The following is a 16,938-nucleotide window of genomic DNA, read 5'->3' on the forward strand; positions in this document are numbered from 1 at the left end:
AAACTTATTTTCCAACCTAATTATAGCAAATTTTATTAAGGGCACTAGTCACAAAAATGTTACTTTCAAGCACATTTAGGGTTATAATTATTAGTGAGAACGCATCCCTTGTACTTTAAGATAACAGAGGTGATTAAAATGCAAACCTTAAACCTATCCAAACTAGCAAGCTTAATCAAAAAAAGACGTCAGGTTCTCGGGTTAACGCAACAGGCTTTAGCCAATCAAACGGGAATTAACCGAACTACTATTAGTAAGTTTGAATCCGGCCGCTTTTTTCCAAGCATCCCCCAACTCGAACAATTAGGGACTGCCTTAAATTTTGAGCTTGCCCCACTTTTCGAAACAGCACCGCCTCCCTCTACTTCCCCTAGCAAATCCTATAACATCACGGTGGTAGGTCTAGGTTACGTTGGCTTATCTTTGGCGGTTCTGTTAGCCCAACACAACCAGGTAACTGCCTTAGACCTAGTCAAGGCTAAGGTTGACTTAGTTAACCAAAGAAAAAGTCCGCTTCAAGACGACTACTTAGCTGACTACCTAGCCAATAAAGACTTGCGATTAGTAGCGACTACGGACCCTACCACCGCCTACGCCAAGGCCGACTTCGTAATCGTTGCCACCCCCACTGATTACGATCCCGTTCAAAATTACTTTGATACTAGTGCGGTTGAAGGGGTCGTTGCGGCTATTTTGGCAAGCAACTCCCACGCCCCGATTGTCATCAAATCAACCGTGCCAGTTGGTTATACGGCTGGACTCAACCACAAGTATCAGACCAACCGCATCCTCTTTAGCCCAGAATTCTTGCGAGAATCAAAGGCCTTATATGATAACCTTTATCCCAGCCGGATTATCGTTTCTAAGTCAGCTGACCCTAAGATTACCCAGGCCAGCCAGCTTTTTGCTAGCCTCCTAAAACAAGGTGCGCTTGCTAGCGATATTCCTACCCTCTTCATGCCTCCAACCGAAGCAGAAGCTGTCAAACTATTCGCCAACACCTACCTGGCCTTGAGGGTGTCTTATTTTAACGAGCTTGATACTTACGCTGAACTTAAAAACCTGGATACGCGGGCGATTATTAAGGGTGTCTGCCTTGACCCTCGCATTGGCAAGCATTACAATAATCCCTCCTTTGGTTACGGCGGATATTGTTTACCCAAGGACACTAAACAACTTTTGGCTAACTACCAAGACGTCCCCGAAGATTTAATCGCGGCAATTGTCAAAGCCAATGCCACTAGAAAGGACTTCATTGCCGACCAAGTTTTAAAACAGGCTGGTTATTACTCCTACACTAGCAGCAATGCCTTTGCAACTGACTCTGAAAAGTCTGTTACCATCGGAGTCTATCGCCTAACCATGAAGACTAATTCCGATAACTTTCGCTCCTCTTCTATCCAGGGAGTTATGAAGCGAATCAAGGCTAAGGGTGCCAAAGTAATCATCTATGAACCAACTTTGGCCGACCAAGCTACCTTTTTTAACAGTCCGCTAGTCAACAACCTTGCAAGCTTTAAAGCCCAAAGTGACGTCATTATTGCCAACCGCTACTCCCTAGAATTAGCCGATGTTAAACAAAAAGTTTATACCCGCGATTTATTCGGTCAAGATTAAAAAAATCACAGTTCAAGTTACACTGATTAAAAACTTGAACTGTGATTTTTCAGTTAATATTATCTTGGATAGTAGTAAGCTAACACTCGCTCAGTAGCTTGACCATCATTTTGGGTATTCCACAACCGATTGAACTCAACTAAATCTTGAGGCTGACATGGCTGAGTTAGAATTTGGCTTAACTCAGCCGCATTTTTAACTAGTGGACCTGGCAGCCAGGAAACAAAGTCCGACTGTAAACCCTCGTAGGCTGCGTAAGCTTCCAAATCGTAACAGTAAAAAATCAGCTGGCCCGCATTAGGCAGTAAGCTATAATCAAAAATCACGGAGGAATAGTCAGTAATCAAACGGGCTGTAATTACTAATACCTCTTCGGTCGAAAATTCATCTAACCACAAGACCTTGGGGTTATGACTATAGCGTTGTTTAAGCTTAACTGCGCTTGCTTTTAAATGGGGATGTAATTTAATCACCAAGACTTGCTTAGGCGCTAAGTTGGCAACCACTTCATCAAAGTCGGGGGGTAAATTAAGAGCCACTTGTCCCGAATTATCCCTTACTTCCCGGTAAGTAGGCGCATATAAGATTACTTCCTTTGTACGTAAATCAGGGTAGGCAGCTAATAAGCGGGCCTTAGTTTCTTTTTGCCAGTCTTGCTTAAATAACCTATCACTGCGGGGGTAACCTAACACCCTCATCTTGGTTGGGCTTACTTGGTAGCTGTTAGCAAAAACCTGGCCCATCTTAGGTGATGCGACCACGTAATCGTCAAATTGATCATAGACCTTACGAAAACGCCGCTGATCACTTGCAGACCGGGTGGCAGTCCGCGGTTCTTCTAAGCCAAAAGTTTTAATCGCCCCGTTGGCGTGCCAGACCTGAATGACTTTGACCTGGTGGTGATCAAGTAAACAGCCACCTAAAAAGGCATAGTAGTTATCACAAAAAAGTTTGCGCGCTGTTAGGATTAAACCCAATTTTTTAAAGGCAAAACCAAAGCCATCTTGAATTAACATGGTTTTGATTCCACTTGCCTCCAGTTGCTTAGCGGCTGCTTGACACTGAGCTTGATAACAGACTAGTAGTTCATCTTTTTTAGCTAGGGCTTTAATAAAAGCCAGGTTATTTCCAAAGCTCATCAAGTAGACCGTGCCGGACTTAGGCTTGTTCACATAAAACAGGCTGACTAACTTAATTAACCATAAGTAGATTGTCTTTTTCATAGACCAACCCCCTAGACAGAAGGTTCTTCAAAGTGCCCCATAATGTGGACATTATCGGCAATACTTACAAAGGCCTTAGGATCAGATTCACGCATAGCTTGGCGTAATTCCGGTAACTCATAGCGTGAAATTACGGTAAAGAGTACGGTCTTTTCAACGTGCATATAAGCCCCTTCGGCTCCGTGGATAATCGTAATCCCGTGATTAATGTGGTTTTGCACGCAGTCAATTACACTCTTAGGTTTAGTCGTAACAATCATCACCTGCATCTTTTGTTGCCGGGTGTAAACCATATCCATCACCTTAGCGTTAACTAATAGTCCCAGGGCGGAATAAAAGGCATAGGGCCAACCGTAAACTATTCCGGCCGCCATAACAATGAAAAAGTTAAAGATAATGTTGATTGTCCCAATACTTTTACCCGTGCGCTTCCGGATAGTTAAACCTAAAATATCCAACCCCCCGGTCGAGATCCCGTTTTTTAGTGCCAAGCCCGTACCAAACCCGTTAATGGCTGCACCAAAGATGGCACAAATAATTGGATCCGTCGTTAGTGTTAGCGGCGTTAGCATCTTAATCATAAAACTTGAAGCAAAAACCGCAATTACTGTAAAAATGGTGAAGCGGTGTCCAATCTGAAACCAAGCTAAAACAAATAAGGGCATGTTTAAAACAAACAATAAGAGCGCCGTCGACAAAGGAAAAGGAGTGTGCTTAGTCAAAGTGGTTATCAACTGGGCTAACCCTGTAATCCCTGAAGAATAAATATGACCTGGCGTCCAAAAAAAATTCATTGCAATCGAAACCAAAATTCCGTAAATAAAGGCAGTCGAGGCCCGCATCACGTAGACATGGCGCTTCCAAAGCTTCTGTAATTCATCCATTTACTTTTCCCAGTGCTCCTTTTTAAATTGATTTCTCAGTCCCTCTTCCGCTTCAAACCGTGCTGGATTCTTCTTATAAAAATCTTGGTGGTATTCTTCCGCTTCATAAAAAGGCTTGGCATCTTCGATTTGAGTTACGATTGGCTCGCTAAATTGACCACTTTCAGCCAGTCTTTGTCTAGATGCCATAGCAATTTTTCTTTGCTCGTCAGAGTTGACAAAGATGACTGGTCGGTAATTATCCCCCCGATCTTGAAATTGCCCCATCGCATCCGTTGGGTCGGTTTGATGCCAATAAATCTCAACTAGGTCCGCATAAGAAATAATGGTAGGGTCAAAGGTAATCTTAACTGCTTCCGTATGCCCCGTTGTATGTGAACAGACTTGTTCATAAGTTGGGTTAGGAACGTGGCCCCCCGTATAACCTGACCTTACCGAAATAATGCCCGGTTGCTCATCGAAGGGTTGAACCATACACCAAAAGCACCCACCAGCAAAGATAGCTGTTTCAACTTGTTGACTCATTAAAATTCCTCCTGTCTAAACGAAAAACTTGAATTTATTATACAATAGATACTTTCAAATTAAAAAGTGTTAACCTACTTTATAGTAGTAAGCTAACACTTTAGTCTATTCTTCGTTCGTTTCTACTTCTAAACTTAATTCTTCTAATTGCTTAGCCGCTACGGTTGATGGTGCGTTAGTTAATGGTTCAGAGGCCTTGGAATTCTTAGGGAAGGCAATTACTTCGCGGATATTATCCTTCTTAGCCAAGAGCATTGCAAACCGGTCTAACCCTAAGGCTAAACCACCGTGTGGTGGGAACCCGTAATCTAGGGCATCCATGAACCAACCAAATTGTTCCTTAGCACTTTCTTCGCTAAAGCCTAAAGCTTTAAACATCTTTTCTTGAACTGACCGTTGGTGAATCCGAATTGAACCCCCACCGAGTTCATAACCGTTTAAGACGATATCATAACTTTGTGCGTGTGCCTTATGAGGGTCGGTTTCTAGCAAGGCAACATCTTCTTCATTAGGCATTGTGAATGGGTGGTGAGCAGCAATGTAGCGCTCGAATTCTTCACTATATTCAAATAGTGGCCAATCGACAACCCACACAAAGGCAAATTCATTAGGGTCAATCAGGTCTTGTTCCTTAGCTATTTCAACCCGCAGGTAACCTAAAGCATCGGCAACCACCTTAGCTTTATCCGCCACAAACAAGAGTAAGTCGCCGGCACTTGCATCGGTAGCCGCCTTAATTTTAGCAACGTGTTCTTCGTCAAAGAACTTAGCAATAGGACCGCTAAAGCCATCTTCTGTAACCTTAACCCAGGCTAAGCCCTTAGCCCCAAAGCGCTTGATATAGTCTTGCTTAGCTTCAATTTGCTTCCGGGAGTACTTATCGGCCCCGCCCTTAACCGCAATAGCCTTGACTTGACCACCATTAGCTAAAGTTTGGTCAAAGACCTTAAAGCCGGCTCCGGCTACCGCTTGACCGAGGTCCTTTAATTCCATTTCAAAACGCAAATCAGGCTTATCGGAACCATAGCGGGCCATAGCTTCGTTCCAGCTAATCCGCTTAATTGGTGTTTTGATTTCGAGGCCTAAGGCTGCTTTCATAACCGCTTTTAACAAGCCTTCTGTCAATTCTTGGATTTCTTCTGCGGTCATAAAGGACATTTCCAAGTCGATTTGGGTAAACTCTGGTTGCCGGTCCCCACGCAAGTCTTCATCCCTAAAACAACGCGCAATTTGATAGTAGCGGTCAAAGCCAGCTCCCATCAATAACTGTTTAAAGAGTTGTGGTGACTGTGGTAAGGCATAAAAATGCCCTGGGTAAACCCGGGAAGGAACCAAGTAATCGCGGGCCCCTTCAGGAGTAGACCGTGTCAAATAAGGTGTTTCAATGTCAACGAAGTGATTTTCATCCAAGTAACGGTGAACCGCTTGGGTAATCTTACTTCTAATCATCAAGGCTTTTTGCATTTCAGGCCGCCGTAAGTCCAGGTAACGGTACTTAAGTCTTAATTCGTCCGAAACGTTGATATCATCTTGAATATAAAATGGGGTAGTCTTAGCCTGGTTTAAAACCTTAACCTGATGAACCTCGACTTCGATTTCCCCCGTTTTCATGTTAGGGTTAACGGCCCCGTCTTTACGGGCCCGCACAAAACCTTGCACCTCTAAGACGTATTCAGTCCGGAGGGTTTCGGCCACTTCAAGACTAGCTTGGTCAAACTCTTGACTAAATACTAATTGAACGATTCCTTCTCGATCCCGTAAATCAATAAAAATTAAGTTCCCTAGGTCACGTCGTTTTTGAACCCAACCCTTTAATGTTACTTCTTGGTCTAGGTATTTTTTATCTACTAACCCACAATAAGTTGTTCGTTTCATTATCTATTCCTCACTTACTTTTGCTTGCGCTAACTTAGCAAAATCAGCATAGATTTCTGCTAAGCTAACCTTACTTTCACTTTGGGCTTGCATATCCTTTAAGTTAGCAGTGCCTGATTCAAGTTCGCTTTCACCGATTGTAATCGTAAAACGAGCATGTAACTTGCTAGCAGTCTTAAATTGGCCCTTAGGCTTTCTATTTAAGTAGTCGCGTTCGGCACTAAAGCCTTGCTTTCTTAAGCTTTGAACCAATTTTAGGCTTTCGGCATTAGTTGCTTGCCCAATTCCCACTACGTAAACATCTAAGTTATCTTCTAAGTCTAAGTCCTGGTCGGCTAAAATTAATAAGAGTCGTTCAACCCCTAAACCAAAACCAATCCCAGGTGTTTCCGGACCGCCTAGTTGTTCTACCAAGCCATTGTAGCGACCCCCGGCACAAACAGTTGTCCACTTACCACCAAATGCCTTCGCATCACTCATGATTTCAAAGATAGTGTGGTTATAATAATCCAAGCCCCGTACCATGTTAGTATCAATTTCATAGTTGATGCCTAATTGGTCTAAGAGGTCTCTTACTACCTGGAAGTGTTCCTTGGCTTCGGCTGTTAAGTAGTCTAAGATTTTCGGTGCATTAGCCACAATTGCCTGGTCGCCTTCATCCTTACTATCCAAAATCCGTAGCGGATTTTTAGTTAACCGTTCCTTGGAATCATCCGACAATTGGTCCTTAAATGGCGTTAGGTAGTCGATTAAAGCTTGCCGGTAAGCTGCCCTAGAATCAGCATCGCCTAAGGTATTTAAGGCTAGCTTCAAACTAGTCAACCCGAAGCTTTCTAGCAATTCGACTGCCATTGCCATTACTTCAACGTCTAAGGTTGGATTATCTACTCCAAATGCCTCTACCCCAATTTGGTGGAATTCACGTAATCGCCCGGATTGAGGCCGTTCATACCGAAACATTGGTCCCATATAATAGGTTTTTACAGGCTTAGTAACTTCGGGGCCATAAAGCTTATTTTCAACAAAGGCCCGCACCACCCCAGCTGTTCCTTCTGGACGTAAGGTAATGTGGCGGTCCCCTTTATCGTAGAAATCATACATTTCCTTAGTAACGATATCGGATGTTTCTCCAGAGGTTCTAGAAAAGACCTCAAAACTTTCGAAGATTGGGGTTCTCACTTCTTGATAACGATATTTTCTAAAGAGTGCGCGCGCAGTTTGCTCAACGTATTGCCACTTAGCGCTTTGGTCTGGCATAATATCTGCCGTACCTTTAGGACGTTGGTATCTCATTGATTAACTTCCTTCCATTAAAATTTTCTCTTAGCCAAAAAAAGACGCCCCTGTCACAGACAAGGGCGCATGAGCACGGTACCACCTTTATTTATCACTTAAGAGGTAACGGCTCACCCGGTATGTTTCTCATACACCTTAAAAAGTGTCTTTCGCTAACACCTAGGTAGACTTTGCAGCTCCCATCTACTCTCTGAACTAGGTTTACTAGCTACTCTTCTTTTCTCAAACGGCTAATATTATACCTCATAGAATAGCACGAAATTAGCTAACGGGCAAGCTTAGACTAGCTTTGTAAGCCCTTAAGTTAAGAATTCATTTTGTCCTCACTAATCCGTTTAATAATAATTAGATAAATCCGAACGAAAACGAATTCAAAATGTGAATTTCATTAATTTATTCATTCAAAACCGAATGTTCGCTTGTTAAATCTTACTGCTTATGCTATTATCACAGTAAAGATAAGATTACTTATATAATTGTGGAATATGGCCACCAGTTTCTACCTAGAACCGTAAATTCTAGACTATAAGTAAGCGTCGGCATTAGGTCTACCTTACTTAGGTAGGCCTTTTTTTAGAGGGAGGAAATCATGAAGTTATTAGAAGATCGTATTAAAGAAGACGGAATTGTCCTTGAAGGCAACGTCTTAAAAGTCAATTCCTTTTTAAACCACCAAATTGACCCAGATTTGATGGCTGCTATCGGTCAAGAATTCGCTAAGTTATTCAAGGACCAAGGCATCACCCGCATCCTAACCGTGGAATCATCTGGGATTGCCCCAGCAATCATGGTGGGCTATGCCTTACACGTTCCAGTTGTTTTTGCCCGCAAGAAGAAAAGCTCTACTCTAAACGAAGCCGTATATAGTGCGGAGGTCTTTTCTTACACTAAGAATGTCTTAAACACCATCTCAGTTGATCAAAAGTTCTTAACTGCTTCTGACAAAGTGCTCATCATCGACGACTTTTTGGCTAATGGTCAAGCGGTCCTTGGCTTAATTGAAATCTGTCGCCAAGCTAAAGCAGATATTGTCGGGGCAGGAATTGTGGTTGAAAAGTCCTTCCAAAAGGGGGCGGACTTAATTAAAAAAGCTGGGGTCCACCTCGAATCACTAGCGCGGATTGAAGCGTTTGTTGATGGTCAAGTTAAGTTTGTGGAGGAATAATGATGACAACTAAAACAACTAATCCTAACCAAGCTAAAGCCGCTATTTTAGGCTTGCAACACCTATTAGCCATGTACTCTGGCGCGGTGGCCGTTCCCTTACTAATTGGGAGCGCCTTAAACTTTAACGCCCAAGAAATGACCTACTTAGTTTCGATTGATATTTTCATGTGTGGATTAGCTACCCTCTTTCAATTACTGCGTAACCGCTACTTTGGGATTGGGTTACCCGTTGTTTTGGGCTGTGCTATTCAAGCCGTTGAGCCTTTAAAGATGATTGGAAAACAGTTTAGTATCGGCACAATGTATGGGGCCATTATCGTGGCAGGGATTTTTGTCTTCTTAATTGGGGGTCAGTTTTCTAAAATCAAGCGCCTCTTTCCGCCAGTGGTTACCGGGACTTTAATTACCGTTATCGGCTTAACCTTGATTCCAATTTCGCTTCAAAATATTGGGGGCGGGGATGTGACGGCCAAAAACTTTGGCGCCCTGCAAAATATCGGGGTCGGTTTCTTTACAGTCGTAGTGATTTTAATCCTGTCCGTTTGGGGCAAGGGCTTTATTAAGTCAATCGCCGTTTTGATTGGTTTAATTTTAGGTAGTTTGTTAGCCGCTTGCCTAGGGATGGTGTCGTTAGCACCAGTTAGCCAGGCTGCTTGGTTCCACGTTCCCCAACCATTTTACTTTGGCATGCCTCAATTTGAATGGTCCTCTTCTTTAACAATGATTATTATCGCCCTAGTCTCAATGGTTGAATCCACCGGAGTTTTCTTCGCCCTAGGTTCGGTCTTGAAAAAAGATGTGACTGCGACCGACCTTAAGTTAGGTTACCGGGCAGAAGGTTTGGCCGTTATTTTAGGGGGCATCTTCAATACCTTCCCTTATACCACCTTCTCCCAAAACGTCGGGCTCCTTGAGTTATCTGGAATCAAAACTAAGCGGCCTATCTACTGGTCAGCTGGGTTATTGATGTTATTGGGACTATTACCTAAAATCGGTGCGCTAGCAACTATCATCCCCACCCCCGTCTTGGGTGGCGCAATGTTAGTAATGTTTTCTATGATTGGGGTCCAAGGGATTAGAATGCTGGCTCAAATCGATTTCAGCGATGAACGTAATATTTTGATTGTCGCCACTGCCTTGGGGCTTGGCCTCGGGGTTTCATCTTACCCAACCATTTTCCAATTCCTTCCCAAAACAGTTCAACTTTTCTTAGGAAATGGCATCGTGGTTGCCAGCATCTCTTCTGTGGCCCTAAATCTCATTTTTAAGGGAAAAGACGGGCTAGATCAAGCCTAACGTTACTACAAGAAACCAGGTTCTAGTGTGAGCCTGGTTTTTTGTTTAAATTCTCTAGCCTAAACTGACTTTAAGTCTAAAGTAGGGTATAATTAAGCGTGTATTTTATTTGTAAGGAAGGATTTAGATGGCAGAATCAAGACGAGCACGCCTTAAAAAGCAGGCGGGATTTGAACACCACCAGTTAGTTTTACTAGCAATCATTCTGATTTTAGGGCTGAGCTTGGTCTATAAAACTATTAGCTACTTTAAGCAGGTGGTTGTCGAAACTAATACCGTTGCCCTTACTAAGGGGCCCGGACTTGAATATCAAAAGCTAGCTAGCCTAACCAAGGGCAGTAGGCTTAAAGTGTTAGACCATAAGTACCACTGGTACCAGGTTAAGACTAGCACTGGGCAAATCGGTTGGGTCCCTGATTGGGTTTTAGCAAACAAGTACCGCCTAAAGCCGCAAAGCCTTAGTGAAGCTACGATTGTCTTGGATGCAGGCCATGGTGGGAGTGATTCTGGAGCCCTATCCAACAGCGACAAAAAAGAAAAGGACTACACCTTAAAGTACATTAAACAACTGGCCTCTAAGTTAAAAGAACAAGGTGCTAAGGTCTACTTTACCCGCGATAGCGATAAATTTGTCAGCCTTAAGGCCCGGCCAGCGCTAGCAGAGAAACTGCATGCGGATGCCTTTATCAGTATCCACTTTGACTCTTCCCCTAATCCTAACGAGGCTTCAGGAATTACCAGCTACTATTACCACAAGGCCTCTTCCAAGCCATTAGCTTACTACATCAGCAGCCACTTAGACAATTTAGGCTTAGATAACCGGGGGACAGAGTTTGGCGATTTCTTGGTCATCCGTGATAATACCATTCCCGCCGTCCTGTTGGAACTAGGTTACATTAACACCAGCCAAGATTTTGCCTTAATTACCACTGCTAATTACCAAGACAGCGCTACTGATGGAATCGTGATGGGACTTAAAGCCTATTTTAACGCCAAGGCTAACAATAACTAAGGGAGGTTTTTATGACTAATAAACGTTTATTAAGTTGGGCTTTAAGCCTCATCTTGTTAGTTGCAATTGGTGGCTTAGCCTTCAGTCTTTACCATAAGAGCCGCCCCCAAACCACCTACTTGACCCCACCTAAAATCAGTTTAGCTCAAATTAAACAGCAAGCTGATTTAGTGGTCGAAGCTAAGATTCTCAAACAAAAAAGCGACCAACTTAAGCTTAAAGGGGTAACTTACACGGCCTATCAGGTCAAAGTCACTAAGGTCTCTCAAGGCTTACTAAGCCAAACTCAGCTCACTATCTATAAAGCTGGGTTTCGCGACCCTAAAAGCGGTAATTACGTCTTATATCGTGGTGATAGCTTGCCTTTGGTTAACCACCGCTACCGCTTTTACTTAACAAAAGTTAAGGGGCATTATTTAGCTAATAGCCCTAAGGCAATGACTAACTTAAAGGAAAACTAAAAAAGATGGCAACCATTATTCCTGGTTGCCATCTTTTTTAGGCAAGAATTGCTGACAGGTTAGTCACCCTTAAATCAGGCTCACAATCCTCAATTAGGTCATCGGGGTCAAATAAAATCCCTGCCATCCCTGCATTATGCCCTGCTTCAATATCTAAAGTCCGGTCTCCTACCATGGCTGCTCTAGCCGGATTTACTTGATACTTCTCACAGAGGTACTTAAGCGAAGCTGGATTGGGTTTACGTGCGAAGTTATCAGCCCCGCTAACCCCGCCAGTAAAATATTGTTTTAAGTTTGCTTTTGCTAGTAACTGCCACGCTTCATCGTTACGATGCGTCAACAAGAAATTTTGTCCGCCCGCAGCAACGATGGCTGCCAAGACTTCCTTAGCCCCGTTGAAGGGTTGCAAACTTTGCAAATGTGCGCGCTCATAACTTTTATAGTCGGCATAGGCCTTTTTTAAGTCAACTTGAGGCCACTGCTTTCCTAAACTTTTAAAGGCTTCTCCGCGTGACTTTTGCCGCATCAGTTGATAAGCTAAGTCTTTACTTACCTCTACTTGCTGGCGCTTAAAACCGTAAACTAAGGCGGACGCCATTACGGCGTAGCTGTCAAACAGCGTCCCGTCAAAATCCCAAAAATACGTCTGGTACATTTCCTACCTCCGATAAGCTAGCCAGTCAGTGGCAATATTCATTGCCAACCGACAAGCATTCGTTTTGTCTAAGATATGCAGGCTGACAAAGTCATGAATGATGCCCTGGAAGCGGATTTGACTGACATCAACCCCTGCATCCCGCATCTTTCGTGCCAAAGCTTCGGCCTCGTCGCGGGTAACATCTGCTTCGGCCGTCATGATTAAGGTTTCCGGCAATTTGGCTAACTGCTCAAAACTCGCCTGCAAGGGGGCTAGCAATAAATCTTTTAAGTCCAGGTCACCACGATAGGACTCTAAGGCCCACTTCATCTGTTCCCTGGTTAAATAGTAGCCCCCCGCAAAGCTAACATACGAACTAGTATCGAAGTTGGTGTTGGTCACCGGATAAAATAGTAACAATTTATAAATCGGTAAGTTACTAGCCTTAGCTCTTAAGGCTACGTTTAAAGCCAATGTTCCCCCTACGTCATCACCCGCAACCAAGACCCGCTTTAAATCCAAGGGGTACTTAAGGGCCAAAGAAGCTAGGCTATCAAAGACCGCCTGGGCTTGTAATAACTGTGTCGGGGCTTTGGCTTCAAATAAGTTACTGTATTCTACAAATAAAAGACACACCCGGGCTCGGGCCGTCAGCTCCCGACATAACTTATCGTAAGTTTTAGCATCCCCGGTAATAAACTGCCCCCCATGTAAATATAATAGGGGCGGAACCTGTTCTGCTTCCTGCAAATCAACGGGCAAAAAGACCCTAACTACTACCTGCCCGACTTCGTCTGACACCCAAATTGTCTCGGTCATCTTTTTTACCGGGTGCAGGTAAATCGGTTGGGCCTGTTCAAAGGCCAAGCGCTCCTTGATAACGTGCAAACCAATGGTCGTTGGAACAAATTGCCCCGTTTTTTCACACAAAGTCCGCGCAGCTTTTTCTAGTGATAATAAGGCCACACAATCACTCCCCTAGGCTTCGTAAATAATTGTTACCGGCCCATCGTTTAAGAGCGAGACCTGCATATCGGCACCAAAAACGCCGGTTGCAACCTTAGGTCCATAACTAGCTAACGCCTGGTTAAACTTCTCATAGTTTAATTGGGCTAACTTTGGATCCTGTGCCTCAGTGAAGCTAGGCCGGTTGCCCTTTTTAACCTGGGCATATAAAGTGAACTGGGAAACCGATAAAATTTCCCCACCAATATCTAGCAGACTAAGGTTTAACTTATCAGCTTCGTCGCTGAAAATACGGACGTTAACAATTTTTCGGGCCAAGTAGTCAATCTCAGCCTGCCCGTCCCCATCGGTAAAACCAACCAGCAACAAAAGGCCCTGCTTAATTTGCCCGTTAACTTGCCCAGCAATTTCAACTTTTGCTTCCTTAACTCGTTGTAAAACTACGCGCATACTCTTTCCCCTCTAATGAATTGTTCGTTTAACTGTGTAAACATCCGGAATTCGCTTGATAGCGTCCATCACCCGTTCAAGGTGTTCTAAATCCTTGATGCCCACCGTGGCGGTGATGATGGCCATCTTGTTATGATCGACCCGACCGTTAATTGACGACATGTTCTTGGTATTGTTACTGATGGTCATGATGATATCGTTTAGTAAGCCAGAACGGTTATAACCGGCCACTTCCAAGTCAGCGTCATAGAATTTCCGGTTATCAGGAATTACGTTCCAAGTAACACTAATCAAGCGGTTAGCTTCATCATCACTCTTAATGTTAGGACAATCTACTCGGTGTACGGAAACCCCCCGGCCCTTAGTGATGTAACCAACGATTTCATCGCCAGGAATTGGGCTGCAACAGTGGCTAAGCCGGACTAACATGTTGTCGATACCTTCAATTAGGACCCCTTCTTCGGCCTTCTTCTTTTCAGTTTGCTTAGTTTGCTTGTCTTTTTGCTCTAATTCCTGGTGGTCTTCTAAGATAGCCCGCTCTGCTTCCTTCTTACGGGCAGCTTCGGCCTTTTCACGAATTTCTTCGGTTAAGATGTTAACTACCCCGGTTGGCTGGATTTCCCCAAAGCCAATCGCAGCGTATAAATCATCGGCCGTGGTCAAATGTCGCCGTTCATAAGCCCGCTTTAAGTTATCATTGGTTAACACTTCACTTGGTTTAAAGCCTGCTTCTTCCAAGGCAGAGTGCAAAATGTCGCGACCTTGAACGATATTTTCTTCCCGGTCGCGTAATTTAAAGAAGCGTTTGATTTTATTGCGCGCCTTATTAGTATGGACTAAGTCCAACCAGTCACGACTTGGTCCGGCTGAATTTTGGGAGGTCATTATTTCGACAATATCCCCATTTTTTACCTGATAATCTAGGGGTACAATCTTCCCGTTGACCTTTGCACCTGAGGTGTGGTTACCAATTTCGGTATGGATAGTGTAAGCCATATCTAACGGCCCAGCCCCCTTAGGAAGCTCAAAGACATCCCCCTTCGGGGTAAAGACGTAAACCCGGTCACCAAATAAGTCGCCCTTAACGCTTTCCATAAAGTCGCTGGCATCGGTGGCTTCCTTTTGAAATTCGATGATTTCTTTAAAGAGGTTTAACTTATCCCCCGTCGTTGTCTGGTTAACGCCTTGTGTCTTACCTTCCTTATAGGCCCAGTGAGCAGCAATCCCATATTCAGCTACCCGGTGCATCTCTTCGGTCCGAATTTGCACTTCAAAAGGCCGCCCGTTTGGTCCAATCACAGTTGTATGGAGTGATTGGTACATATTAGCCTTAGGCATCGCAATGTAGTCCTTAAATCGACCTGGCATTGGCGTCCACCGGGTATGGATAGCCCCTAAGACGGCATAACAGTCCTTGATTGACTTAGTAATTACCCGCACCGCTAATAAGTCATAGATTTCGCTAAATTGCTTATGCAAATCCTTCATCTTGTGGTAGATTGAATAGATATGCTTAGGCCGCCCGTAGATATCACAATCAATCTTCAAATCCTTGATGGCGTCTTTAATTTCTACAATTACTTCATCAATGTAACGCACCCGTTCTTCACGCCGGGAATTCATCAAATGGGCAATCCGGTAGTATTGTTGGGGATTGAGGTAACGTAAGGACGTATCCTCTAATTCCCACTTAATCGTGCTAATCCCTAAGCGTTCAGCTAAGGGAGCATAGATTTCGAGGGTTTCATTTGCAATCCGCCGTTGTTTATCGGGCCGTAGGTGACTTAAAGTCCGCATATTATGCAAGCGGTCGGCCAATTTAACGATGATAACCCGTAAATCCTTGGACATGGCCAAGAGTAGCTTGCGGTGATTTTCAGCTAGTTGTTCTTGGTGGGACTTATACTGGATTTTAGATAACTTTGTTACCCCGTCAACGATTACTTCAACATCGTGGCCGAATAATTCGCCTAAATCCCCCAGGGTTACCTTGGTATCTTCAACGACGTCGTGTAAAAAGCCCGCACTGACCGTTTCAGGATCCATCTTTAACTCGGCCAAGATACCTGCAACCTGGATGGGATGGATAATGTATGGTTCTCCTGATTTTCTTCTTTGTTCCTTATGAACATAGGTTGCAAAATCACAAGCCTTTTGCACAATCGCCACATGTTTTTCATTCATATATTGCCGACAAATATTGATTACATCTTCGGCTGTCCAAATAACTTCTTTTTCCATATCATCACCCCATAAAACTTTACGTTAGCTTAATTCCAAAGCTAGGCTTATTTTTTAGTTATCCCAAATGCCAAAATTGTCAGCACCAAATAAATATACCCAAAATAACGGACATAACTATCAAAAAAGAGCCCATAAGTTAATAAAAACATTAGCGGGAAAAACAAGGTAAAGAAAATGCTATGGTCCAACTTACCGATAATTAAGCCTACTACCACGGCGAAAATAGCGTCAAAGCCAAATAAAATAAACCCAATTTCCGTAATGTCAGTTGCATTTAGTGTCTCGTAAATGATAGGGACTATAAAACAAAAGGTAGCCGCAAAACAGAGGTACCATAAGGATCTAAGCGATAGTAATTGTCTTAAGTGTTTCTGCATAAAATTAATAACCCTTCTTAAATTAAAATCTTATTACCTATTTTACTCTATCTGCTCTTAGGCGGTCAATCATTACAAGGCTTAAGATAGTTTGAAAATTAATCTTTCTTAGGCTTTAGTAACTAAAAATACTCCCAAGCTTATTTAAGTTTGGAAGTAATTACCTAATCTTATTCTAATTCTAAAGCATATGAAAGGCTTGCTAGCAGGTAAAGGGGGGCCGTTTCTGCCCGTAAAATTCGTGGCCCTAAGCCTCCAAGAACAAACCCGGCCTGCTTGGCTAGGGTTACTTCAGCCGGGGAAATTCCCCCTTCAGGTCCGAAAACAGCTAAAAGCGGTTGGGCCTTAGTTCTTAATTCCCGAGTTAGCTTGACCAACGCCTTGGTCTCCCCTTGCTTGGCAGCTTCTTCGTAGGCTAAAAACTTAGCCCCCTCAAAAGTTGTCAGTTCCTTTAAACTCTCAACGTATCTAACGGTCGGAATCTTAGTCCGGTGTGATTGTTCGGCTGCTCCCTGGGCAATCTTTTGCAAGCGGTCGACCTTCTTTTTAGCTTTTTTTTGATCCCACTTAGCTACGGAGTAATCTCCTTTAAAGAAGATAAACTCATTTGCCCCCAGCTCAGTTCCCTTTTGGACAATCCATTCCGCCTTATCCCCCTTGGATAAGCCGCAAGCGATACTGATTGCCAAGGGTAATTCCACTTGGCTGTCCAATTTACTTATAACTTTAGCCTTAGCCTCTTTATTGGCAAGCTCACTAAGTTCCATCAAGTAGACGGTTTGCTTAGCGTCGACCAATTCAAATTGACTGCCGACCTTCATCCTCAAAACCACCACCGCATGGTGGTAGGTAGTGGCGTCTAACTCGTACTCAGTTTTGATTTCTTGATTAGTAAAGTAACGTTGCAT

Annotated in this window: 15 protein-coding genes and 1 riboswitch; of the genes, 5 read left to right on the forward strand and 10 right to left on the reverse strand. The window is 43.6% G+C overall.

All coding sequences use genetic code 11. The annotated features are described in order from the left end of the window. Positions 1-138: 138 nt before the first annotated feature. Positions 139-1,617, forward strand: coding sequence for a nucleotide sugar dehydrogenase (locus tag N4597_RS06085; RefSeq protein WP_172579862.1), 1,479 nt, complete (start codon positions 139-141; stop codon positions 1,615-1,617). Between the two features lie 59 nt (positions 1,618-1,676). On the opposite strand, the gene N4597_RS06090 is transcribed toward N4597_RS06085, so the two are convergent. From N4597_RS06090 to hisS, 5 genes are all read right to left on the reverse strand, one after another. Next, positions 1,677-2,840: a CDP-glycerol glycerophosphotransferase family protein gene (locus N4597_RS06090; RefSeq protein ID WP_260902898.1), complete on the reverse strand. Its 1,164-nt coding sequence runs from the start codon at positions 2,838-2,840 to the stop codon at positions 1,677-1,679. 11 nt (positions 2,841-2,851) lie between these two features. Then, a complete protein-coding gene (locus N4597_RS06095; protein WP_050612333.1) occupies positions 2,852-3,724 on the reverse strand; it encodes a YitT family protein in 873 nt (290 codons plus the stop codon). Next, positions 3,725-4,249: a peptide-methionine (S)-S-oxide reductase MsrA gene (msrA, locus tag N4597_RS06100; RefSeq protein WP_260902899.1), complete on the reverse strand. Its 525-nt coding sequence runs from the start codon at positions 4,247-4,249 to the stop codon at positions 3,725-3,727. Positions 4,250-4,354: 105 nt separating this feature from the next. After that, entirely contained in the window at positions 4,355-6,124 is a 1,770-nt protein-coding gene (aspS, locus tag N4597_RS06105) for an aspartate--tRNA ligase (RefSeq protein ID WP_094129532.1), read from the reverse strand. Between the two features lie 3 nt (positions 6,125-6,127). Further along, on the reverse strand, positions 6,128-7,417 hold the full coding sequence (hisS, locus tag N4597_RS06110; RefSeq protein WP_260902900.1) for a histidine--tRNA ligase: 1,290 nt from the start codon (positions 7,415-7,417) through the stop codon (positions 6,128-6,130). Between the two features lie 451 nt (positions 7,418-7,868). Further along, a riboswitch (purine riboswitch) is annotated at positions 7,869-7,966 on the forward strand. Positions 7,967-8,009: 43 nt separating this feature from the next. On the opposite strand from hisS, the gene N4597_RS06115 reads away from it, so the two are divergent. The 4 genes from N4597_RS06115 (at position 8,010) to N4597_RS06130 (ending at position 11,356) form a co-directional block, all read left to right on the forward strand. Beyond that, a complete protein-coding gene (locus N4597_RS06115) occupies positions 8,010-8,585 on the forward strand; it encodes a xanthine phosphoribosyltransferase (RefSeq protein WP_056977599.1) in 576 nt (191 codons plus the stop codon). Positions 8,586-8,587: 2 nt separating this feature from the next. Next, a complete protein-coding gene (locus tag N4597_RS06120; protein WP_156655799.1) occupies positions 8,588-9,883 on the forward strand; it encodes a nucleobase:cation symporter-2 family protein in 1,296 nt (431 codons plus the stop codon). A gap of 127 nt (positions 9,884-10,010) precedes the next feature. Further along, positions 10,011-10,895 carry an N-acetylmuramoyl-L-alanine amidase gene (locus tag N4597_RS06125; RefSeq protein WP_260902908.1) on the forward strand — a complete coding sequence of 295 codons (885 nt, stop codon included), beginning with the start codon at positions 10,011-10,013 and terminating at the stop codon, positions 10,893-10,895. Between the two features lie 11 nt (positions 10,896-10,906). Beyond that, on the forward strand, positions 10,907-11,356 hold the full coding sequence (locus N4597_RS06130; RefSeq protein WP_260902909.1) for a hypothetical protein: 450 nt from the start codon (positions 10,907-10,909) through the stop codon (positions 11,354-11,356). A 37-nt stretch (positions 11,357-11,393) separates the two neighbouring features. Here the strand turns inward: N4597_RS06130 and N4597_RS06135 are convergent, their stop codons facing one another. From N4597_RS06135 to N4597_RS06155, 5 genes are all read right to left on the reverse strand, one after another. After that, the gene (locus tag N4597_RS06135) at positions 11,394-12,011 is read right to left on the reverse strand and encodes an HAD-IA family hydrolase (protein WP_260902910.1); all 618 of its coding nucleotides are present in this window, start codon (positions 12,009-12,011) and stop codon (positions 11,394-11,396) included. Between the two features lie 3 nt (positions 12,012-12,014). After that, positions 12,015-12,959 carry an alpha/beta hydrolase gene (locus N4597_RS06140; RefSeq protein ID WP_050612341.1) on the reverse strand — a complete coding sequence of 315 codons (945 nt, stop codon included), beginning with the start codon at positions 12,957-12,959 and terminating at the stop codon, positions 12,015-12,017. Positions 12,960-12,971: 12 nt separating this feature from the next. Next, positions 12,972-13,409, reverse strand: coding sequence for a D-aminoacyl-tRNA deacylase (gene dtd, locus N4597_RS06145; RefSeq protein ID WP_260902911.1), 438 nt, complete (start codon positions 13,407-13,409; stop codon positions 12,972-12,974). Positions 13,410-13,421: 12 nt separating this feature from the next. Beyond that, complete coding sequence (locus N4597_RS06150) at positions 13,422-15,650, reverse strand: RelA/SpoT family protein (RefSeq protein WP_094129552.1); 2,229 nt, start codon at positions 15,648-15,650, stop codon at positions 13,422-13,424. Positions 15,651-16,200: 550 nt separating this feature from the next. Then, entirely contained in the window at positions 16,201-16,938 is a 738-nt protein-coding gene (locus tag N4597_RS06155; protein WP_260902912.1) for a 16S rRNA (uracil(1498)-N(3))-methyltransferase, read from the reverse strand.

Origin of the sequence: Ligilactobacillus agilis, from assembly GCF_025311475.1 — a bacterium.
In the GTDB taxonomy this organism is placed as follows: Bacteria; Bacillota; Bacilli; order Lactobacillales; family Lactobacillaceae; genus Ligilactobacillus; species Ligilactobacillus agilis.